The 20,300-nt window shown below is 60.2% G+C and carries 22 protein-coding genes and 1 pseudogene; 19 read left to right on the top strand and 4 right to left on the bottom strand.

From position 1 onward, the window contains the following. Positions 1 to 15 precede the first annotated feature (15 nt). From QCL51_RS09445 to QCL51_RS09435, 3 genes are read left to right on the top strand one after another with little or no spacing between them, the layout of a single operon-like run. A complete protein-coding gene (locus QCL51_RS09445) occupies positions 16 to 966 on the top strand; it encodes a TAXI family TRAP transporter solute-binding subunit (RefSeq protein ID WP_338444791.1) in 951 nt (316 codons plus the stop codon). Between the two features lie 27 nt (positions 967 to 993). Next, positions 994 to 3,021 carry a TRAP transporter permease gene (locus tag QCL51_RS09440; protein ID WP_031322023.1) on the top strand — a complete coding sequence of 676 codons (2,028 nt, stop codon included), beginning with the start codon at positions 994 to 996 and terminating at the stop codon, positions 3,019 to 3,021. Further along, on the top strand, positions 3,018 to 3,434 hold the full coding sequence (locus tag QCL51_RS09435; RefSeq protein ID WP_021782171.1) for a DUF1850 domain-containing protein: 417 nt from the start codon (positions 3,018 to 3,020) through the stop codon (positions 3,432 to 3,434). Before QCL51_RS09440 ends, QCL51_RS09435 begins: the two co-directional genes overlap by 4 nt. Before the next feature lie 27 nt (positions 3,435 to 3,461). Here QCL51_RS09435 and betT read toward each other — a convergent pair whose 3' ends face one another. After that, on the bottom strand, positions 3,462 to 5,435 hold the full coding sequence (gene betT / locus QCL51_RS09430) for a choline BCCT transporter BetT (protein WP_021782170.1): 1,974 nt from the start codon (positions 5,433 to 5,435) through the stop codon (positions 3,462 to 3,464). Positions 5,436 to 5,738: 303 nt separating this feature from the next. Here betT and nhaA point away from each other — a divergent pair, with 303 nt between their 5' ends. Both nhaA and QCL51_RS09420 read left to right on the top strand, forming a co-directional pair. Next, positions 5,739 to 7,100 (top strand): Na+/H+ antiporter NhaA, encoded by a 1,362-nt coding sequence (gene nhaA, locus QCL51_RS09425; RefSeq protein ID WP_021782169.1) that lies wholly within the window; start codon positions 5,739 to 5,741, stop codon positions 7,098 to 7,100. Between the two features lie 138 nt (positions 7,101 to 7,238). Then, on the top strand, positions 7,239 to 8,600 hold the full coding sequence (locus tag QCL51_RS09420) for a chloride channel protein (protein WP_031322022.1): 1,362 nt from the start codon (positions 7,239 to 7,241) through the stop codon (positions 8,598 to 8,600). 37 nt (positions 8,601 to 8,637) lie between these two features. Here the strand turns inward: QCL51_RS09420 and QCL51_RS09415 are convergent, their stop codons facing one another. After that, positions 8,638 to 9,099 (bottom strand): hypothetical protein, encoded by a 462-nt coding sequence (locus QCL51_RS09415; protein ID WP_338444790.1) that lies wholly within the window; start codon positions 9,097 to 9,099, stop codon positions 8,638 to 8,640. A 408-nt stretch (positions 9,100 to 9,507) separates the two neighbouring features. Here QCL51_RS09415 and QCL51_RS09410 point away from each other — a divergent pair, with 408 nt between their 5' ends. Beyond that, positions 9,508 to 10,161 (top strand): DUF4145 domain-containing protein, encoded by a 654-nt coding sequence (locus tag QCL51_RS09410; protein ID WP_338444789.1) that lies wholly within the window; start codon positions 9,508 to 9,510, stop codon positions 10,159 to 10,161. Positions 10,162 to 10,221: 60 nt separating this feature from the next. On the opposite strand, the gene QCL51_RS09405 is transcribed toward QCL51_RS09410, so the two are convergent. Continuing rightward, positions 10,222 to 11,265 (bottom strand): phage portal protein, encoded by a 1,044-nt coding sequence (locus QCL51_RS09405; protein ID WP_338444788.1) that lies wholly within the window; start codon positions 11,263 to 11,265, stop codon positions 10,222 to 10,224. Continuing rightward, a complete protein-coding gene (locus QCL51_RS09400; protein ID WP_338444787.1) occupies positions 11,265 to 13,016 on the bottom strand; it encodes a terminase ATPase subunit family protein in 1,752 nt (583 codons plus the stop codon). The genes QCL51_RS09405 and QCL51_RS09400 overlap by 1 nt, the downstream gene beginning before the upstream one ends. 152 nt (positions 13,017 to 13,168) lie before the next feature. On the opposite strand from QCL51_RS09400, the gene QCL51_RS09395 reads away from it, so the two are divergent. The 13 genes and pseudogenes from QCL51_RS09395 (at position 13,169) to QCL51_RS09335 (ending at position 20,290) form a co-directional block, all read left to right on the top strand. Further along, a complete protein-coding gene (locus tag QCL51_RS09395) occupies positions 13,169 to 14,017 on the top strand; it encodes a GPO family capsid scaffolding protein (protein WP_338444786.1) in 849 nt (282 codons plus the stop codon). Positions 14,018 to 14,050: 33 nt separating this feature from the next. Next, positions 14,051 to 15,121, top strand: a complete 1,071-nt coding sequence (locus QCL51_RS09390; protein ID WP_338444785.1) for a phage major capsid protein, P2 family — start codon at positions 14,051 to 14,053, stop codon at positions 15,119 to 15,121. A gap of 3 nt (positions 15,122 to 15,124) precedes the next feature. Beyond that, positions 15,125 to 15,826, top strand: a complete 702-nt coding sequence (gene gpM / locus QCL51_RS09385) for a phage terminase small subunit (RefSeq protein ID WP_338444784.1) — start codon at positions 15,125 to 15,127, stop codon at positions 15,824 to 15,826. Positions 15,827 to 15,923: 97 nt separating this feature from the next. Beyond that, positions 15,924 to 16,400, top strand: a complete 477-nt coding sequence (locus QCL51_RS09380) for a head completion/stabilization protein (protein ID WP_338444783.1) — start codon at positions 15,924 to 15,926, stop codon at positions 16,398 to 16,400. Continuing rightward, complete coding sequence (locus tag QCL51_RS09375) at positions 16,400 to 16,612, top strand: tail protein X (RefSeq protein ID WP_239607298.1); 213 nt, start codon at positions 16,400 to 16,402, stop codon at positions 16,610 to 16,612. The genes QCL51_RS09380 and QCL51_RS09375 overlap by 1 nt, the downstream gene beginning before the upstream one ends. Positions 16,613 to 16,648: 36 nt before the next feature. Beyond that, positions 16,649 to 16,963 carry a phage holin, lambda family gene (locus tag QCL51_RS09370; RefSeq protein WP_239607297.1) on the top strand — a complete coding sequence of 105 codons (315 nt, stop codon included), beginning with the start codon at positions 16,649 to 16,651 and terminating at the stop codon, positions 16,961 to 16,963. After that, positions 16,960 to 17,793: an N-acetylmuramidase family protein gene (locus QCL51_RS09365; RefSeq protein WP_338444782.1), complete on the top strand. Its 834-nt coding sequence runs from the start codon at positions 16,960 to 16,962 to the stop codon at positions 17,791 to 17,793. Before QCL51_RS09370 ends, QCL51_RS09365 begins: the two co-directional genes overlap by 4 nt. After that, a pseudogene (locus QCL51_RS09360) lies at positions 17,793 to 18,161 on the top strand (LysB family phage lysis regulatory protein); the annotation flags it as partial. The gene QCL51_RS09365 and the pseudogene QCL51_RS09360, both read left to right, overlap by 1 nt. Further along, positions 18,088 to 18,348 (top strand): Rz1-like lysis system protein LysC, encoded by a 261-nt coding sequence (gene lysC / locus QCL51_RS09355; protein ID WP_338444781.1) that lies wholly within the window; start codon positions 18,088 to 18,090, stop codon positions 18,346 to 18,348. The pseudogene QCL51_RS09360 and the gene lysC, both read left to right, overlap by 74 nt. Further along, positions 18,332 to 18,865 carry a phage tail protein gene (locus tag QCL51_RS09350; RefSeq protein ID WP_338444780.1) on the top strand — a complete coding sequence of 178 codons (534 nt, stop codon included), beginning with the start codon at positions 18,332 to 18,334 and terminating at the stop codon, positions 18,863 to 18,865. Before lysC ends, QCL51_RS09350 begins: the two co-directional genes overlap by 17 nt. Then, positions 18,858 to 19,313 carry a phage virion morphogenesis protein gene (locus QCL51_RS09345; protein WP_338444779.1) on the top strand — a complete coding sequence of 152 codons (456 nt, stop codon included), beginning with the start codon at positions 18,858 to 18,860 and terminating at the stop codon, positions 19,311 to 19,313. Before QCL51_RS09350 ends, QCL51_RS09345 begins: the two co-directional genes overlap by 8 nt. A 60-nt stretch (positions 19,314 to 19,373) precedes the next feature. Next, on the top strand, positions 19,374 to 19,949 hold the full coding sequence (locus tag QCL51_RS09340) for a phage baseplate assembly protein V (protein WP_338444778.1): 576 nt from the start codon (positions 19,374 to 19,376) through the stop codon (positions 19,947 to 19,949). Then, a complete protein-coding gene (locus QCL51_RS09335) occupies positions 19,946 to 20,290 on the top strand; it encodes a GPW/gp25 family protein (RefSeq protein ID WP_338444777.1) in 345 nt (114 codons plus the stop codon). Before QCL51_RS09340 ends, QCL51_RS09335 begins: the two co-directional genes overlap by 4 nt. The last annotated feature ends 10 nt before the right edge of the window (positions 20,291 to 20,300 follow it).

The following is a 20,300-nucleotide window of genomic DNA, read 5'->3' as shown; positions in this document are numbered from 1 at the left end:
GCGGAGAACGACGCCATGAACCGAGCCCTTCGCCTGGCATTGGCCAGCACCTTGTTTACTGTCTGTGCGGCTGCCCAGGCTGCACCGACCTTCATCAACATCCTCACAGGCGGTACCAGTGGTGTCTATTACCCGGTAGGCGTAGGCATTTCACAGATCTACAGCCACGGCATCGAGGGCAGCAAGACCACGGTGCAAGCCACCAAGGCCTCGGTAGAGAACCTCAACCTGTTGCAAGCCGGTCGAGGGGAGTTGGCATTCGCGCTGGGGGATTCGGTGGCAGATGCCTGGAAGGGCGATGCAGAGGCTGGATTCAAAACGCCCTTGAAGAAACTCCGCGCCATCGCCGGCACCTACCCGAACTACATCCAGATCGTCGCCAGCAAGGAGTCGGGGATCACCTCCCTGTCAGACCTCAAAGGCAAGCGTATCTCGGTTGGGGCACCCAAGTCCGGCACCGAACTGAATGCCCGCGCCATCTTCAAGGCCGCAGGGCTTACCTACCAGGACATGGGAAAAGTTGAATACCTGCCCTATGCGGAGTCCGTCGAACTGATCAAGAACCGTCAGCTTGACGCCACGCTGCAATCCTCAGGGCTCGGTCAAGCGGCTATCCGAGACCTGGCCGCGACCTTGCCGGTGGTGTTCGTGCCTATCCCTGCCGACGTGGTGACCCGCATTGGCAACAACGCCTACCAACCCGCCACCATTCCTGCCAACACCTATGATGGTCAGAATGCGGACGTATCAACGGCGGCCATCAACAACATCCTCGTCACCCGCGCCGACATCGGCGATGACCTGGCCTATAAGATGACCAAGCTGATATTCGAGAACCTTCCACGCCTGGTCACGGCCCACGCTGCAGCGAAGGATATCCAGCCGGAAAATGCCGCCAAGAACCTGCCCATTCCGCTGCATCCAGGAGCAGAGAGGTATTTCAAGGAGAAAGACCTGCTCCCCTGATGATATCCCCAAGCAATGGAGCAGCGTATGAGTGATACCGCGCAAGGTCTTCACGCCAGTACCGATCGCTGGCCTGCCGCGCTTTTTGCCGTGGCATTGGTCTTTTCGGTTTTCCAGATCGCCACAGCGGCATTTCCCCTGATTTCCACCCAAGTACTGCGTGCAGTACACGTGGGGTTCCTGTTGCTGGTGGTGTACCTGAGCTATTCATTCGTTGGCCACCGTCGACCGTGGCAACCCCTTGCCTGGCTGCTGGGCCTTGCGGGAATGGCGACGGCTGCATACCAGTGGTACTTCGAAGGGGACCTGATTCAACGCTCCGGCGAGCTGACCACCAGCGACCTGATCGTGGGGCTGTTGCTTATTGGTTTGGTCTTTGAAGCCGCACGGCGCGTGATGGGCATAGCGTTGCCCATCATATGCGCGCTGTTTCTGGTCTATGGATTGCTTGGCCAATACTTGCCAGGCGAACTCGCGCATCGAGGCTACGGCCTCGATCAGATCGTCAATCAGTTGGCATTCGGCACCGAAGGGCTGTATGGCACACCGACCTATGTCTCAGCCACCTACATCTACCTGTTCATCCTGTTCGGCGCATTTCTTGAGCAGGCGGGCATGATTCGTCTGTTCACCGATTTCGCCATGGGGCTGTTCGGCCATCGCAGCGGGGGGCCGGCCAAAGTGTCAGTTTTCTCCTCGGCACTGATGGGTACCATTACCGGCTCGGGGGTGGCCAACGTCGTCACCACCGGACAGTTCACCATTCCGCTGATGAAGCGCTTCGGCTACAAACCTGCATTTGCCGGTGGCGTAGAGGCGACCTCCAGCATGGGCAGCCAGTTGATGCCGCCAGTGATGGGCGCCGTGGCGTTCATCATGGCCGAGACGATCAACGTGCCCTACGCCGAGGTGGCGAAAGCCGCGCTCATCCCAGCGTTGCTGTACTTCGGCTCGGTCTACTGGATGGTCCACCTGGAGGCTCGGCGCAGCCATCTGCATGGCTTGCCTCGCGAACAGTGCCCGAGTGCCTGGGATGCGTTGCGACAACGTTGGTTCCTGCTCGTACCCCTGATGGTCTTGGTCGCGCTGTTGTTTTCCGGGCGAACGCCTTTGTACTCGGGAATGGTCGGCCTGGCCCTGACCGCCATCGTCATCCTTGGCTCGGCCATCATCCTGCGCGCTCAAAAAACCTGGCTACGCGCGGCTTTCTGGGTTGCACTCGGGATACTGTGTTCAGGTTTTTTCCGCATGGGGATCGGGGTGATCCTGATGGTCATTGCCGGCCTGGCCATTGCGTGCTGCTTCGTCCAGGGCGGTCGCGCCACCCTGCACGCATGCGTCATGGCCCTCGCGGAGGGTGCCCGTCATGCAGTGCCGGTGGGTATTGCCTGCGCGCTGGTCGGCGTCATTATCGGCGTCATCTCGCTGACCGGCCTGGCCACCACCTTTGCCGGATACATTCTTGACCTGGGACGGGACAACCTGTTCCTCTCGCTGGTGTTGACCATGCTCACCTGCCTGGTACTGGGTATGGGCATCCCGACCATACCCAACTACATCATCACCAGCTCCATTGCCGCCCCGGCCCTGCTGGAGCTCGGGGTTCCGCTGATCGTCTCGCACATGTTCGTGTTCTATTTCGGCATCCTGGCCGACCTGACGCCGCCCGTGGCATTGGCGTGCTTTGCAGCTGCCCCGATTGCCAAGGAAAAAGGCCTGTTGATCAGTTTCTGGGCGGTGCGCATTGCCTTGGCCGGTTTCGTTGTGCCCTTCATGGCGGTCTATGACCCGGCGTTGATGATGCAAGGTGAAGGCATGGGCAGCACGCTGTACATGGTGATCAAGGCGGCGTTCGCGGTTGCCCTTTGGGGATGTGCGTCGATCGGGCATTTGCGTGCCCCCATGCCCTGGTGGGAGCGCCTGCTGGCGTTCACTGCTGGCGTGTCATTGATACTTGCCCTGCCCATCAGCGATGAGGTCGGTTTTGTTTTGGGTGCGGCAGTGCTGGGTTGGCACTACTGGCGAAGCCGACCGGCCTCTGGACACCCCGCATGATCAGCCTTTGCGTTGGGCTGGCCGGTGTGGTGTGGGTCAGCCTGCCACTGCACGAATTTACCCTCGCGTGGCAGCACAGTATCGAAAAGGTCCGCTGGGAGGAGGATTACCAAGTGACCCCGGCGGGCCTGGTACTGGTAGAGGCACGGGTCAAAGGCAGCGGGGCCGGCATGGAGATTCCGGACGACGCTCAACTGCGCAACGGCACTTGGCACTATCGTCGTCATCTACCACCGCTGCAGCCCTTGCACGCCGGGCGAACGCCCGAGGCTGGCGACTATCAGGTCTGCACGACAACCGGGTGCCAGCCGCTGTCCCATTGGTTAGGACCGCCGAGCGAACGCATTGCTGCAGTAGACTTCTGGGCCTGTGAAAATCCGCCTTTGGACAGCAGGCGAACCGCCCTGCCCTGACTACGCCAGGGCAGGGCCGAATCCAGTTCAGCCCACCACGTGCAAGTATTGCAGGTGGCGTTCGTACTGATCCAGGATGTCACCAATCACATCGTCGCGGCTCCACCCCATGATGTCGTAGTCCTGGCCCCCTTCTCGCAGATGCACTTCCGCACGGAAATACTTGCGCGCATCGCCACCGTCTTCGGTGTCCTGCATGACGAAGCTTGGCGTATTGAAGGCCCGTGGCCGCACCTCGTAGAGGAAACGCCCTTCACCGGCATGGGAGAGCTCCAGGGATACCCGTCCATCATCGCGCTCATTCACGCTCACCTCGTAGCCTTGCTTACGCAACTCCTGGGCGACCTCTTCGCAGGCAGGCCTCACCACCTCGGCGATAAAGCGGGTGACATGAACCCGGCGCGGCATCAATGCGATGTTGCGCAGTCTCCGCTGCCAGCCGCCGTGTGGGTGACGGGTATGGCGTGGGCCTGGCAACGCTTGATTGCGCAACCCGCGGCGGGTCGCATCAAGACTCAGCGCCTTGAACAAGCCCCAAATCGCAACCAGCAAGATGACCGCGAACGGCAGAGCGCTCGCAATGGTCGCGGTCTGCAGCGCCTTGAGGCCGTTCGCCAGCAGCAACGCGATCGCCACTGCGCCGATGCAGATTGACCAGAAGATACGTTGCCACAGGGGTGAATGACCTTTTCCGGAGGAGGCGAGCATATCCACGACCAGCGCACCAGAGTCCGCCGAGGTCACAAAGAACACGACCACCATAAGCACCGCGACCAACGAAATGATGCTGGAGAACGGGAAATGCTCCAGGAAAGCAAACAAGGCGAGGGAACTGTCTTCACTGACCACAGTAGCCAGATCCTTTACACCATCGTTGAGGATCATATGGATTGCCGAGTCGCCGAACACCGTCATCCACAGCAAGGTGAAACCCGCCGGTACGAACAGTACGCCGCAGACGAATTCCCGGATGGTCCGCCCTCGCGAAATACGTGCGATGAACAAACCCACGAAGGGCGACCAGGACAACCACCAGCCCCAGTACAGCAAGGTCCAGCCACCGATCCAGTCGGTGGGCTCGTAAGCGTAGAGATTGAAGGTTTTATTGACGATGTCCGAAAGGTAGGCGCCGGTATTCTGTACATAGGTCTGCAGCAGGAACACCGTAGGCCCAAGCAGCAGCACGAACAGCATCAGAATCACCGCCAGGCTCAGGTTGAGCTCGGACAGGATGCGAATACCTTTGTCCAGGCCGCTGGCCACTGAAAGCGTCGCCAATGCACAGGTGGCGGTGATGAGGATGACTTGCACGGTGGTGTTTACCGGCAAACCGAACACATGATGAAACCCGCTGTTGATCTGCAATACCCCATAACCCAGCGAGGTCGCCACACCAAACACCGTACCGAGGATGGCAAAGACATCCACGGCATGCCCTATAGGGCCATAGATTCGCTCACCAATCAGCGGATAGAGTGCCGAACGCAAGGTCAACGGCAGGCCGTTGCGGAAACTGAAGTAGGCCAGGATCAGCGCGACGATGGCATAGATCGCCCAGGCATGCAGACCCCAGTGGAAAAAGGTGATTTTCATGGCTTCGCGCGCCGCGGCGACGGTGCCAGGATCGCCCACGGGCGGTGTGGAGAAATGCATGACCGGTTCGGCCACGCCGAAGAACATGAGGCCAATCCCCATACCTGCCGAGAACAGCATGGCAAACCAACTGCTCTTGCGGTAATCCGGCTCACTGTGGTCAGGGCCTAGCTTGATGTCGCCATAGCGGCTGACGGCCAGAAACACCACACTGATCAACACCAGCGCTACAACAAGAATGTAGAACCAGCTGGCATTGGTGATGATCCATCGCTGGACTTGCTCGAACAGTGTCTGGGCGTGCTCCTGAAATGCCGTGGCGTACAAGACCAGCAGAAAGATAAGTATCGCACTGGTGTAGAAAACGGGTGGGTTAAGGGTGCTCCTGGGTTTGGGGGCTGCAGTCATAGCGGCAGTTCTCCTTGCAAGGCGATGAGCACAGCGTGCCTGAGCACGACGATATTTACCAAGGCTAGCAGTTGGATAAATTCCCGTTTGCCAAGCCTCGTATGCTCGGAAATAACCACAAACCCTAACGTCTGCAGGAAAAAATCTCAAACCGACACGCCTTTGGAGTGAATGGTTTGGCGCTTTTTGTTCATCTGAGAGTGGTTATTCGGTAGACTAGCGGACGGGTGCCAGCTGCACGGTGCAGTGAGGCAGGTTAAAGAACAGCGCAGGTCGGGCCGCCATGCGGGAGCACCTGCGCCTATGCATAAAAAAGAATTACCTCGCGCCCAAGACCTGGCCGAGCGAGCCTTCGCCAACCTTGAACGCTTTTTGCACATTGAAGCGGTCAGCGGCATCGTTCTGTTGATTGCCGCAGTCGCTGCATTGATCTGGGCGAATTCCCCGGCTGCCGACAGTTATGAAGCCCTTTGGCATACGCCGTTGACGTTCGGCGTGGGCTCGCATGTCTATTCGCAGTCCCTGCACTTCTGGATCAATGATGGCTTGATGACCATCTTTTTCCTGGTCGTGGGCATGGAGATCCGCCGCGAGATCCACGAGGGCGCGCTGTCCAGCCTGCGCCAAGCCACGCTCCCCATGGCAGCCGCTGTCGGCGGCGTAGCCGTGCCTGCACTCCTCTACCTGAGTTTTGGTCACGCGCCAGCAGACCAACAAGGTTGGGCAGTGCCAACGGCGACGGATATCGCCTTTGCGGTGGGCGTACTGGCACTGCTCGGCAAGTCGATCCCGTCCAACGTACGTGTGTTTCTCCTCGCCCTGGCAATCATCGATGACATCATCGCAGTCCTGATCATCGCGTTTTTCTATTCAGGCGGCCTTGATTACACCGGTTTCGGCGTTGCACTGATCGGCCTGCTCATGGTGATCGGGCTTCAGAAGATCGGTGTGGGTTCAGCCTTCGCCTATGTCATTCCTGGCGCGATCGTCTGGCTGGGCATCTTGTTGACCGGCGCCCACCCGACTCTCGCAGGTGTTGTGCTAGGCCTGATGACACCTGTCACCGCAATGCCCATGCGTGAGCGCCCGCTGGATGCCATTACCCGCTTCACCGGCGAATTGCTGGGGCGCGCCAAGGCGCCTGAGCAAGATGCCAGCGACCTCATTGATCCTTTGAAACGGCTGCGCCTGGCCCAGCGCGAACTGCTGCCGCCGGTAGTGCGCATGCAAGGCACCCTGCACCCTTGGGTAGCCTACGGCATCATGCCCGTGTTTGCCTTGGCCAATGCCGGGGTAAGCCTTTCGGGTGTCGACCTGTCCGCTGAAGGCCCCCAGTGGGTCATGATCGCCGTCGCTGTCGCCCTGGTCGCAGGAAAGCCCTTGGGCATCGTCAGCGTCAGCTGGCTGATGGTCCGCCTGGGCTGGTGCGAGCTTCCCTCCGAGGTCAACTGGCGTAGCATCATGCTGGTCGGGCTGCTGGCCGGCATCGGTTTCACCATGTCGATCTTCATCGCCAACCTCGCTTTCGTCGACCCTGGCTCACTCGGGGCAGCGAAACTCGGCGTGCTATCCGCATCATTGATCGCGGCCGTGCTGGGTTTGGCCTGGGGGATGTGGAGCATGCGCAAGGCAGCGCCTGCTACCAAAGCAAGTTCGGCCACCTAGCCACATTCTGGCACTGGCGGTCCGTTGCATGTGGGCAAACGGATCGCCACGCCTGGCACGACTACAACCTGTGTCGGGTAGGCCTGCCAGGGAAAACACGCCATACTCACGGCTTTCCAAGTCAGCCATGTGTGGACCATGCCCGAACCTACCCGTCCTGCACCTTCACTCTCCCGCCGTTCAAGCTGGCGAGAATGGCGTCAGCGACTGGCGTTCTGGATCGGGGCATTGCTGGTGGGGCTGGTTGCGCTGGCATTCGCCTGGCTTGCCGACGCGGCGTTCGCTTCGTTCAAGCGCTTGCTGGAATGGGCACCCTGGTCACCTCTTCTCATCACTCCGCTTGGTTTCGCGCTCCTGGCTTATCTGACGCAACGGTGGTTTGAAAACGCCAAGGGTAGCGGCATTCCCCAAGTCATAGCCGCCCTGGAAATGCCCTCTCGCCGCCTGCGCGCCCGATTACTCTCGCTCCCTGTGGCTGCCGCCCGCATGAGCCTGACGTTGGGCGCCCTGCTGGTCGGCGGTTCGGTTGGCCGGGAAGGCCCGACCGTCCACATCGGCGCCGCTGTGCTCTATTCCTTTGGCCGACGTTTAGGCCTGCACGGCCGGCGCACCATCGCTGGCCTGGTGCTCGCCGGAGGCGCCGCGGGTATTGCGGCAGCCTTCAATACACCGTTAGCGGGGGTAGTCTTTGCCATTGAGGAATTGAGCCGCACGTTCGAGCAACGTTTCAGCGGCTTGGTGCTCACTGCGGTGCTGATCGGTGGGGTCGTCACGCTGGGGCTGATGGGCCATTACGCCTATTTTGGAGAAATCAGCGGTCGAATGCCGGTGGGCTGGGGCTGGAGCGTCGTGCCTGCCTGTGCTGTGCTGGGCGGGCTGCTGGGTGGTTTTTACGCCAAGCTTGTGCTGCCCACCGACAAGGGCCTACTCGGCCGGGTCTGTACGTTACGCGGACGCTATCCGGTGCGCTTTGCTGCCATCTGTGGCTTGCTGCTGGCCACGTTGGGGCTCGTCTCTGGCAATCATGTATTCGGCACCGGGTACGAAGAAACGCGTGCGTTGCTGGAGGGGCAGCCAATCACGGACACAAGCTTTCTCCTGTGGAAGTTTCTGGCCAACGTCGCGTCCTATCTTTCCGGGATTCCTGGCGGGCTCTTTTCGCCTTCGCTGAGCATCGGCGCCGCCTTTGCGCCCCTGTTGAGCTTGCTGCCCGATGTTGATCCCCAGGCAGGCGCTCTACTTGGTATGGGCGCATACCTGGCCGGTGTGACACGCTCGCCACTGACCGCCTCGGTCATCGTGCTTGAACTGACACACAGCCCGGACCTGGCCATTCCCATGTTGGCAGCGACACTGATGGCGGCGGCCATCTCTGGATGGGTGTCTCCGGTCTCGCTTTACCATGCCTTGGCCAAGCAGATTACCGACAAGCTTCATGCTGCCGCGTCTTCTTCCACAGAACCCGCCGCTAGCCAAGCGAGCGCTACTGAAAAACCTTGAGCGGCACCAAGCCTGCCCTGCCAGAGGTTAACGGTAGTCAGGTAGCGGAACTGTCCGGGGGAGATGGGGCTCCCGATGGCGTTCCCATGGTCGGCTTTTCTATACCCCAAAAACGCAAAAAGCCCTGAATAATCAGGGCTTTGAATATGGCGGAAGCGTAGAGATTCGAACTCAACAAAATGGCGAAAGCTGGGCTGAAGGCCTTGATTTCTGTGGGCTGGAGCGCGCGCTTGTGAGCGTTTTTGTTCCCAGAGTGTTCCCAAGGTGGGTGTGCACGTCGCCCTGCCAGGGTGCTTCCCCATAGGGAATCGCCGTTTAAGGTTGACCCATCAAAAAAAGGTAATTTTGGTAATTGATCCTTGGAAATGCTCTGTAGGCCACGTAAATCAAGGGCTGTAGGGATTTTGAAAAAGGTAATTTTTTGGTAATTGAAAGGTAATCGGATTACCTCTGTGACTGGTTGTGTAAGGGAAAAACAATACCCTTTAAAATCAAGCACTTATGGAAAAATTACCTTTCTCCTTACCTTTAATTACCTTTTTTGGTAATCGCTCAAACCCTTGCCCCATAAGGCTTGCAGGGGTGTTACACCCCCCTCCTAACCGAAATTACCTTTTTTTGATGGGTCCTCCTAAATATGGAAGGAAGCGAGCCCTATGCCCGCGAGAATAGGCCTTGCTGCAGGGATTCGCAGAAGCGCGCCCTCCCCTATACCTACCCGGCCGCCCAGTAACTGCGCTGAGCTGGTGGTCGTGCAGGTGCGCAGAAATTCCGACACGTTTAGCCCGCAGGCGTGGCGGGGGGACGAGAGCGCGCGCCGGGGTAAGATGAGTGATGACTTGAGAGAGGTGTAGATTTCTGCGGAACGCAGTTAACCTAAAGATCTTTCACTGGAGGAGTGGGGACGATGGATGAGGTGATACCGGCACTGGGGCTTGAAGCCTTCAATTGCCCGACGTGTGGTGCCTTCGCCCACATGACGTGGCGCGATCTGTCCTTTTACGGAACTATGACCACTACCGGCATACGTGCGGCCAGTTGTGCAAAGTGTGATGGAAGAAGCTTTTGGCTGGTAAACGCCGCCCGAATGATTTTGCCTAACAGAGGGGCGGCGCCACTTCCCGTACCGGATATGCCGGCAGATGTGCGGGCGGATTATGAGGAAGCTGCTGATATTTTCACTCGTTCACCACGTGCTTCGGCAGCCCTTCTCCGCCTTGCTTTGCAGAAGTTGTGTGTTCACCTAGGAGAAAAGGGCGAAAAGATCGACGTCGATATCAGAGAGCTTGCTCGTAAAAATGTGCTGCCTCAGCTACTCATCAAGGTGGCTGATACGGTAAGGATCACAGGAAACAACGCGGTTCACCCTGGCGAGATGGCACCAGAGGACGTTGACCTGGTCGCATCTAAAATGTTCTTGATGCTTAACCTTATTGTTAATAAGGGTATTACAGAACCAAAAGAACTAGCTGCTCTGTATGAGATGGTTCCCGAAGGTGCAAGAGCAGCAGCCGAAGGGAAAGATGCGAGAGCACGTGACAAAGCACCCATCGCGGAATGAAATCACGCGAACACTCCAACGCAAAAAGCCGCCCGAGGGCGGCTTTTTGTTCTCTCTGGCTTACATTGACGTGCCGGTAGGTAACTCATATTGCGCAAAGCGAATTACTTCCTCACCAAGCCATTCATTGATCTGCAACAGCCTTGCCTGCTCTGGCTCCAGCTCGTTCATGGCCCATACTTGAGTGGCGTCAAGAACCGAACCGAAGCCGCCTGCGTTCTGTGGGACCACGCCCATCAACTGCGGCGGGATGCGTAGCATAGCCAACTGATCGTCGCGGCTGATGTTCTTGATCGCGCCAAAGTCATCCTTTGCCGCCACCTCGCTGATCGGGATCAGCTGAATGCCATCCTTCTTGCCGTTTGGCGCGTACATGAAAAGGTTGCGGAAGTTGCCCGGACCTTTGCTGCTTTTCATTGCCGTGCGCAGATCGTCGACGAAGTCTTCATTCTGAGCTGCGTCGGTCATGTAAAGGATGAACCCCGCATGGCTCCCGTTCTGGTAGTACTTCCGGCGGAACAACGTGGCCGACTCGTTGAGCAGCGCGGCCTGCAGCGCCGGCAACCACTCCGGCAGGCCATACACCTCCTGGTTGATATCAGCCACCCGAAGGTGGCAGATGCTGCCTGCCCTGAACTCATGCTCGTCACGCCAACCGCGCACTTGGTAGTAGGTTTCCAGATCCGCCCCCCGGCGCATGTATTTCGCCAGGCAAGGCCGAAGCCCCATCGCCCGGCCCAGCATGTTGTCGCGCTTTTCCAGGTAAAGATTGCCTGACCACCCCAGATCCATGACGATCTGCTCGAACGCCTGGCGAGTCAGCAGCCTGTGGGGAATGAATGTCCGGGCCAAAGCGTTGCGCTTGAAGATCAATCCGGACTGAAGGTAAACACTCGCCTTCGACGATCGGGCCAGTCCATCCAACGAAACCGGCGGTTCATACCATCGGCCGTTGCTGTAGCACTCCAGATAATCCAGGATCTCACGCCCATCCAGGACCGGTACTGGATCGCCGAAGGTGAAAGCCTCGGCACGGGCGTTGTGGTTGGCGAGCAGCTCGCCGGCAGGCCCCGGCGCGGCGCCGGCCAGATCGATGTTACCCATCAGAAGATCTCCATGATGCGGGTATTGGTTGCTGTTTGGCCTTCAAGCGGCTCGTTATGCAATGCGTGGAAAAGAGCCCAGGCCAAGTCGGCGTGTCCAGTGGCTGCGTTCCGGCCTGCTGTGTAGGTAAATTGGCGACCACCAGGTGTAATGGTTTTGCGAATGGCCATGAGGGACTGCGCTACGTCTGTTGCACCGGCATCGAACTCCAACCGCCCTTTGCTGATGACGTCCCACGCCTTCATGACCAGGCGGGTTTTAACCTCGGGGCTGTAAGTGAAAGTGCGCAGTGCTGGGAAGAATTGGCGCACCAGCTGGGCCACGGCGCTGCCCATACCCGTAGTGTCGATACCGATATAGGCGACGTTGTATCGCCTGGTGATTTGGCGGATCGTCTCGGCCTGCGAGTTGAAGTCCATCCCACGGAACTGGTGTTTCTCCAACAGGAAGAACTTGCCGCCCGGCACCAGCGGTGGCGCAAGCACCACCAGGCCGGCCGAGTCGCCAGTTTCTGCCGGGTCATACCCCACCCAAACCGGGCGTTCCCCGTATGGCCTGGCAGAGAATGGGCTGTAACCGGGCCAATCCCAGCTTTCCACCATGCAAGGCTGCAACATGCTGAGCGGGAAAATGCTCGCCCCATCGTCCACAAACTGGCACATGAGCAGGTTCTGGAAAGCCGCTGCGTCGTACTCCAGGCGCAGCTCTTCCAGGTCAAACAGGTCGCAACCTCTGGCTTCGGCGTCCATGATGGTGACGATCTGCCGCCAGATCTTGTCCTCGCACAGCCGACCTTGCTGCAGCGCTTCGTGGGTAACGTCCAGTTGGATGTGCTGGGCAGTAGGCTTGCCCTTGTTGATGCGTTCACCGGTCCACCAGGTGTAGGCCGGGTGCGCCATGCTGCTTGGCGTCGAAAAGTAGGTTTTCCGCCATTTCTTGTGCAACGCCATGCCCGAGGCCACTTTGTTGATCTCGGCGAAGCCATGGACCCAGAAAAATTCGTCAAAGTAGAAGTTACCCGACCGGCCCTGTGCAGTACGGAAGTTGGTACCGAGGAAGTGGAGCTCTGCGTTGTTCCAGAGCACGATGGGGTCACCGGTCAGCTTTATGCCCAGCACCTCGTTAAGGAATGCCTGCATGTACGTCTTGAACTGGTGGGCTTGGGCCTTGCTGGCCGACAGGAAGATCTGGTTTCGACCGGTTGTGATGGCATCGATCAGCGCTTCCCGGGCAAAGTAGAACGTGGCGCCAATCTGCCGGCTTTTGAGGATCATCCGGGTGCGCTGGTTGCCGGCGCGGTACCAGTCGAGCTGATAGTCGAAACAGCTGTCGCGGAACGCGTCGACCAGCTTCTCGATCTGCTCCTCGTCCAATTCGTTGCGCTTGGGCTGCTTCTTCGGTCCCTCGTTTCGCTTGGCGATATCCGGGTTGAGGTCCGTTTCGGTACCGCCGCCCTGGTACCGCTGAATGCGTGCCTGTCGCTCCAGCTGGCGGTGGAGCAGGTCAATCTCTTTGAAATCCGTGCCTGACTTCGGGTCCTTGATGAGCAATTGCACCAGGCGCGCCTCTGTCGCGGCTTGAATCCGCTCCAGCGGTGTCGCCCGATCCCACTCGTCGCGGGCTTTCCAGCTGTGCAAGGTTTTTTCTTTCTCGCCGATCAGCTCGGCAATCTCGCACACGCGATACCCCTGCCAATACAGGTGTTTGGCGTGGCGACGATGATCTGTGGGTAGGTCGACTGTAGAGTTCATGGCGCCGATGCTGCCGCTCACGCGCGCGTTCACCCACTGGTGCCCCCTGTAGCCCGCAGGCCTACAAGTGCAGCGCGTTGCCGTATAGCAGCCCGCTGCGGACCATGCCCCTCATCGCAAGGCACAACGCCACCGCACTGAGGACAGCCCGCATGGCAGCAAGCAAGAAATTCCGCAGCAAGTTCTTCCGCGTCGCCGTTGAAGGCGCAACCACTGATGGCCGCACCATCGAGCGCCAGTGGCTGGTGGATGCTGCCGAAACCTACAACGTCAATACCTACGGTGCTCGCGTTTGGCTGGAGCACTACCGCAGCGCTCTGCCGGACGGCCCGTTCAAGGCATACGGCGACGTCGTTGCACTGAAAACCGAAGAAGTCGAGATCGCCGGCAAGAAGAAGTTGGCGCTGTTCGCCCAGATCGAGCCTACCGCCGACCTGATCGCCCTGAACAAAGCCCGCCAGAAGATCTACACCAGTATCGAGATCCGCCCGAAATTCGCCGACACCGGTCGTGCGTACCTGGACGGCATTGCGGTAACCGACACCCCGGCCAGCCTGGGCACCGAGATGCTCACCTTCAGCGCCCACCATCCCGACGCTAGCCCACTGAAGTCGCGAAAAAATGACCCGGACAACCTGTTCTCCGAGGCCATCGAGATCGCACTCGAATTCGAGGAAGTCACCGACAGCGAGAGCAAGGTCGCCGGCCTGTTCTCGCGGGTGATGGAAGCCCTCGGCAAGAGCAAGGACAAAGCCGTCAAGGATGACGCCCAGTTCTCCGAGCTGACTGAGGCCATCGAGGCTCTGGCCACGCACGCCAAGGAACAGGGCGAAGCGTTCACTGAAGAAGTGGCTGCCCGTACTGACCTGGTCGAGAAGGTCACCAAGCTGACCACCGACTTCAACGACCTGGTCAAGCGCCTGGGCGATACCGAAGACCACAGCCAGAAACCGCGCCCACCGGCTACCGGTGGCGACGGCAAAGTGCTGACCCCGTTCTGATCCCACCCAGCCCAAACACCCGGAGAACACTCAATGCGTAACGCAACCCGCATCGCTTTTACTGCCCTGGCCGCGCAAATTGCGCTGGTCAACGGGGTGGCCAGTGCCACCGAAAAATTCAACGTCGCGCCGACCGTGCAGCAGACCCTGGAAAAGGCCACCCAGGAGTCCTCGGCCTTTCTGAAAGCGATCAACATCATCGGCGTCGATGAACAGCAGGGCGAAGCCTTGCTCGCAGGCGTTAATGGTCCGGTGGCCAGCCGAACCAACACCGGCGCGGGTAACCGTCGCAATCCGGCCAACATCGCCGAGATGTCCAAGGACAGCTACAACTGCGTACAGACCAACTTCGATACGTCGTTCCCTTACGCGCTACTCGATGCCTGGGCCAAGTTCCCGGAATTCCAGGTGCTGCTGACCAACGCTATTGTCGAGCGGCAGGCACTCGACCGCATCATGATCGGCTTCAACGGCACTCGTGTGGCCGTCGCTACCGATCGTGCCGCCAATCCCCTGCTGCAGGATGTCAACAAAGGCTGGCTGCAGAAGATCCGTGAAGGTGCTGCCGATCGCGTCTTGGATGAAGGCGCTGTCGCCGGCAAGATTCGGGTGGGTGCGACCAAGATCGTCAAAGTCGCCGGGGTTGATACCGAGATCAGCGGTGACTATCAGACCTTGGATGGTGTGGTATTCGACGCCATCCAGATGCTTGACCCATGGCATCGCGCTCGCCCGGACCTGGTCGTCCTGGTCAGCCGCGACCTGATGCACGAGAAGCTGCTCAAGGCCGTGGAAAAGGGTGCGACCTCCAACCAGGAAGAAAACGCAGCGCAGGAAATCGTTAGCCGCGCTCGCCTGGGCGGCCTGCCGGTGGTCGACGCCCCATTCCTCCCTGCTGGCACCGTGCTGGTCACCTTCCTGAAAAACCTTTCGATCTACTGGCAGGAAGGCGCGCGCCGCCGTCACCTCAAGGACGAGCCTGAATTCGACCGGATCGCCGACTACCAATCCAGCAACGATGCCTACGTCATCGAGGACTTCGGCGCCGTTGCCCTGGTGGAGAACATCGAAGCCTTGACCTACCCGGCACCGACCGAGGCGTAACCCATGGCCCTGACCCTTTCGCAAACTAACCAGCTGCGCAAGCGAGCCGCCAAGGAGGCGGCAAGCGCAGCACCGGCCGCCTTGATGGATGGGCTCAATCAATACGAGCTGATGCTTGCCAAGTTGCAGCAGGATCAGCTGCGGCTAAAGCAAATCCAGTCAATTCAGAGCAAGTGCCTGCTCAAAGCCCAGCTGATCGGCGAGTACAAGCCTTATATCGATGGCGTATTGGCTGCGGGTCGCGGTGCCCAAGATGATGTGGTCACCACCATCATGCTGTGGCGCTTCGATGCCGGCGACTGGGCCGCTGGGCTCGATGTGGCGGCATACGTCTTGGAGCACGGCCTGAAGATGGCCAACCGCTTCGATCGCACCAGTGGCTGTCTGATTGCCGAAGAAGTAGCCGAAAACGCACTCAAGGCGCAGAAAGCGGACAAGCCGTTCCCGATCGAAATCCTGCTGCGAACTGCCGAGCTGACGAAAGACCAGGACATGCCAGACGAGGTCAGCGCCAAGCTGAAACTGGCGTTGGCCCGAGCGACCCTGCAAGGCCTAGACGTCAATAACCCGGGCGAGCCGGGCCAGCTGCAGCGCGGCATCGATCTGCTCAAGCGTGCAATCGAGCAGGACAACCACTGCGGCGGCAAGAAAGAACTGGAAAGCGCCGAGCGCCTCCTCAAGAAACACGCTGGCCCAGCCAGCTAACCGAGCGTCCCACGCAACCCGGCGGCTCGGGGCGGATCAGCGGCCATTTGCTCAGCTGTGAAGCCCCGACCACCGCCGACCTATTCAGAGCGCGACCATGAGCGGATTCATTGCCGGCGGCCTGGTGCCAAGTAATTCGGTACCGGGCAGCCACATCAACAGCGACCCCTTTTGGCCGTCGATCGACCTGGACTCACTGCGCGAGACCCTGCGCATCGACTCCAGTGTCACCCCTGCACGCCTCGAAACCGCTGTAGTTGCCGCAATCATCAGCGTGAACCGTGACCTGGCCAAGTGGCGAGCCGCCAACCTTGCCGCAGGATTCACGACCTTGGCCGATGTCCCAGGCACTGAAATCCTGGGCAAGTCGGAGCGCCTCCATTTGTATGTGCGGGCTGTCGAGTGCGCGGCCGGTGCGGAGGTCTGCGAGCGCTACCGCGGCTATGACTCCACCGCCAGCGGCGCCAAGAACGCCGATGAGAATATGCCAACGATCGACGATTACCGGCGCGACCAACGCTGGGCCATTCGAGATTTCCTTGGGAAGTCCCGCACCACAGTTGAGCTGCTGTGATGGCCGAGCAGAAGCGAACCCAGCAAAACGACACCGTCGACGCACTGTGTTGGCGTCACTACGGGCGCACCGCTGGCGTGGTCGAGGCTGTTCTCGAAGCGAACCCCGGCCTAGCGACGCACGGCACGGTCCTGCCGGCCGGCCTGCTCGTCAACCTGCCAGAACTCCAAGCAGCGGCGCCCGATCGGCAGGTGGTGAGCCTGTGGGACTGACCGCGCGCACCACCTCACAACCAAGGAAGGACACACATGCCTGATCGTCCCGAAAGCTGGGCGTTTTTCGCGACCTGGCTGGAACACAACTGGCCCGGCCTGTACGCCGGCCTGCTAGCTGTAGTGATTGCTGGGCTCCGGGTTGTCTACGGCGGCGGTTCTCTTCGCCAGCTGGTGATCGAGGCCCCGCTATGTGGCGCCCTTGCCTTGTCAGCCAGCCATGGGCTGTCGCTCGTAGGTATCCCGCTCACCGCGGCGCCGTTCTTCGGCGGCGTCATCGGCCTGCTCGGCGTTGAATTCGTCCGAGCTGCTGCGAAAAAGCTCTTTATCCGCAAGGAGGAAAAACTGTGACCACCCTCAAACATGGCGAACGTTCCCAGGCGGTGCGCGAGCTGCAGCGCAAACTCAACGAACGCGGCGCCAAACTGGTGACCGATGGCGTTTACGGTGACACCACAGAAGCCGCGGTGCGCGCTTACCAGGTGAAGGTCGGGCTGGTCTCTGACGGGATCGCAGGGCCAAAGACGCTGGCTAGCTTGCAAGGCTCGAACACGCTGCAGTTGTTGAAGCATGCCGACCTGGTCAGCGCTTCCCAGCGTCTCGGCGTCCCAGTTGCTGCGGTCTACGCCCTGAACGAGGTGGAGTCACAAGGCCGGGGCTTCCTGGGTAACGGCAAGCCCGTGATTCTTTACGAACGCCACATCATGTACCGCCAGCTGCAGGTACCACGGGCACCGGAAGACGACCAGGAGCAACTTCGCCAGCGCGCTGACGATTTGGCTAAACAGGCTCCCGCCTTGGTCAACCCCAAGGCCGGCGGTTACATCGGCGGGACGTCCGAGCATCAACGGCTCGCCCAGGCTCGCCAGATCGACGAGATAGCAGCTCTTGAATCGGCCAGCTGGGGCGCCTTCCAGGTGATGGGTTTTCATTGGAGGCGCCTCGGATATGCCAGTGTCCACGACTTCGTGGCAGCGATGGTCAGGAGCGAAGCCGACCAGCTGGAGGCCTTTGTCCGCTTCATCGAGACCGACGCAAGCCTCCTCAAGGCACTGAAAGGGCTGAAATGGGCGACAGTGGCCAAGCTCTACAACGGTCCGGACTACCAGCGAAACCTGTACGACGTGAAGCTTGAACGGGCATTTGAACGGCACCAGGACCGCGCCATGGTGGCTGCCTGATGGACGTTCGCGCCGGCCTTCTGGCTGCGGCCCTGATAGCAGCCGTGGCCTCCGGCCTTTGGGGCTGGGGGCAACGCAGCATGCTGGCCACCGCACAGGCGACCGTCGAGCGCGTTGAGGACCAGCGCAAGCGTGCGCAAGAGGACGCTGATCGAAACCTAGCAACCGCCAATCACCTGAACGTCACCCTGCAGCGTGAGCGCGAAAGCCAGGCAATCCTGCTCAAGCTCCAAAGTGAGCTGCGCACAAGCCTGGCCGGCCGCGAGCGCATGATCGAGGCCCTTACCCGTGAAAATGAAGAACTTCGCAACTGGGCTGACCAGCCTATCCCTGCTATTGCTCGCCGGCTGCGCGACAGACCCGCCATCACGGGCGCCGACGCTTACCGTAAGTGGTTGTCCGGTAGTGGTGCCATGCACCCTGCAGGCGACATCCCCATCCCACAACGGTCAGTTGCTGACTGACCAGGAACGCACTGAGCTGGCCTGGGCCGAATGCGCCGCCCAGGTTGATAGCGTCTACCAGTACCAGGTGACCCATGGACAAGCCCGATAGCCTGCGCGAGCACCTGCTCGCCGCCGTACCTGACCTGAAGCGCAACCCGGACCGTTTGCTGATGTTCATCGATGCCGGCAAGGTTCGCTGCACTGCTGCCGCCAGCTTGTCGTTTGAGTACGGGTACACGCTGCAGATCATGCTGACCGACTTCGCCGGCCACCCTGACAGCGTATTTTTGCCCATCCTCGCCTGGGTCCGGGTAAACCAGTCAGAGCTGATGGCCAACCTGGACAAGTCGGCCGAGGGCCTCAAGTTCGAGGCTGACATCCTGGACAACTCGAAGGTGGATATGAGCATCACCTTGGCCTTGACCGAACGGGTAGTTGTAAAGCGCCAGGACGATGGCACCTACCAGGCTTCGCATGTTCCCGATAAGCCCTACGAGCCCTTCGTTGACCATGGCCCTGTCAGCGTCTACGCAGGGTCTGATTTGATCGCTGAATGGCAACCACCGGCCGCACCGGACGCAATGGCACTGGCGATGCCACACCCACGGCGCCCTAACCATGGCTGACCTGCGCGATCTGGAAAACTTTGCCGGGCCGCTGCTGCAGCGGCTGGAGCCTGCCGGCCGGGTCAAGCTCGCTCGCGCTCTGGCCCAGCAGCTGCGCCGCGGTCAACAACAGCGAATTGCCAGCCAGCGTAACCCTGACGGCACGCCATTCACGCCCCGGAGGACCCACAAGCTGCGCGTGAAGCAAGGGCGCGTGAAGCGAAAGGCGCAAATGTTCCAGAAGCTGCGCCGGTCTAGCCACCTCAAGGCCAGCGGCGACGCGCGGGGGCTCAGCGTTGGTTTTGCCGGCCGTGTCGGCCGTATCGCTCGCGTTCACCAGTACGGCTTGCGAGACCGGATAGCCCCGCGCGGCCCGGTGGCACAGTACGAACAGCGCGAGCTGCTCGGCCTGAACAGCACCGACCTTGATGCCCTGAAAGACACCATCCTTGCTCACCTGAGCCTGTAGGTTCCGGTTGTACAACCCCCGCGAGCTGCGTCCACGCGCACGCGGGGCGACCATCGCGGCATGAACTCCATCGCCGAAATCCTACGCCTACTCGAAAACCTGATCCGCTTTGGCACTGTTGCCGAGGTGCAGCACGCTCCGCCGCGTGTCCGGGTGAAAACGGGCGAGCTGACTACCACCTGGCTGCCCTGGCTCGCATTCCGTGCCGGCGCGGATCAGGAGTGGGACCCACCCACCGCTGGGGAACAGGTTCTGCTGCTGTCGCCCAGCGGCCAGCTGGCCAACGGCGTGGCCGTCACCGGTCTATTCAGCGACAGCATCCCCGCCAATGGCGATCGTGCAGCGCTGCACCGTCGGACCTACTCAGACGGCGCTGTTATTGAGTACGACAGCAAGTCCCACCACCTGAGCGCCGTTCTGCCAGCTGGCGGCACAACCGACCTGGTCAGCGATGGCGGCATCCACATCGTTGGGCCCATCACCCATGAAGGCGACTACACCCAAACCGGAAACCAGACCATCACCGGCCTGGTGAAGGTTTCCCTGGATGTGGTCGCCGCGGGCATCAGCCTGGTCAAGCACCCGCATGAAGGGGTGATGCCAGGGCCTGGCCAAACAGGAAAGCCACTGCCATGAACAGACACACAGGTGAACCGATCTCAGACGAGGGGCACATTGCCCAATCGCTCGTCGACATTCTGACCACCCGTATCGGCACGCGGGTGATGCGCCGGTCCTATGGCAGCCTTATCCCGGAACTGATCGACCAACCACTCAATGCAGCCAATCGGCTGAGGCTCTACGCCGCGTCCGCCACAGCCATCATGCAGTGGGAACCGAGAATCACCCTCGCCCTGGTGCGCTTGGACGTTGATTCGCTGTCGGGCGCCGCCACACTGGAAATCGAGGGCAAGCACAACGACACCAACGCGCCGTTGAACATCCGCACGCCAATCCAGCTGGGGGCCACGCAATGACGGCCTCCAG

Origin of the sequence: Pseudomonas sp. LTR0 (assembly GCF_036630035.1) — a bacterium.
Classification (GTDB): Bacteria; Pseudomonadota; Gammaproteobacteria; order Pseudomonadales; family Pseudomonadaceae; genus Aquipseudomonas; species Aquipseudomonas putida_Y.
The sequence above is the reverse complement of the archived record's forward strand: the minus strand, read 5'-3'. Positions and strand labels throughout refer to the sequence as shown.